Origin of the sequence: Megasphaera sp. AF13-6AC (assembly GCF_027685385.1) — a bacterium.
GTDB classification, from domain to species: domain Bacteria; phylum Bacillota; class Negativicutes; order Veillonellales; family Megasphaeraceae; genus Megasphaera; species Megasphaera micronuciformis.
On record NZ_JAQCUN010000168.1, the window covers coordinates 1 to 960 of the forward strand.

The 960-nt window shown below is 49.9% G+C and carries 1 pseudogene; it reads right to left on the minus strand.

What is annotated here, in order from left to right:
• Nucleotides 1–960 (minus strand): annotated as a pseudogene (locus PGX78_RS07645) (ESPR-type extended signal peptide-containing protein); the annotation flags it as partial.

Here is a 960-nt window from a genome sequence, read left to right on the forward strand (position 1 = left end):
GTCGCCGTCGTACCGCCGCTGGCTACGTTGCTGATTACCTTGTTGCCCGCATTGATACCGCTGTTTGTAAGTGATATACCGCTTGACGTCATGGTAATGCTGTTTGCATCGATAGTCGTCACATCGGATCCGCTCGTAAACATGGCCTTTGTAAGATTATTGAGAACGGGGTTGAGTGAATAGGTAAAACGGTTTCCCGTTTTATTGATAACCAGATTATCTCCTGCTTGTAACAATACGCTATCGTTATTGCCTATTCGCGTTTCCGTCGTATCGCCCGTACGAACGCCCAACCCTGAGCCCATAGCCTTTATCTTCCACCCTGCAGAATTGACTGCCGTGTTGATGGCTGAAGCCACATTGTTGGCATCAGCCAGACCCGTACCGGCTGATGCAGTCGTACCGTTCATCGTAATATTTTGTATATTAGGCGTAATAGTCAGATTTCTGCCGACTGCCGATGTCTTAATATATGTGTTATCGCCCTTAATGCCAAGGGTACTTTGTGCCAAGTTCACATCGCTCGTTCCCGTATTTCCGGCAAAGCCGAGGTTGACAGACTTTAACTGAGCCACATTGACTGCATCCGTGTCCGCCGAACCGGCAGAGACACCGATGATTTGTCGTGAAAATCCGTTGCCACCGATCGAAACGGCACCGTGATTGGACATAATAGCCCGGCCGGTAAGCCCTGCATACTTATCGGTTTTATTATCATTGGCATCGTAACCGGTAACGCCCGGGGATCTGTTTGCCATAGAGCTGTTACCGATAGCAACGCCGTCAATAGCGGTAACGCTCGTACCGTTACCGATAGCTACCCCGTTATCCGCCGATACACTGTTACTGTAGCCGATAGCTACGGAACCTACATTAGAAGACCTTGCATTGTCACCGATAACGACGGAACTTTCTCCTGTCGCCGTAGCCCCCTTGCCGATGGCAACGGAATGAGTCACG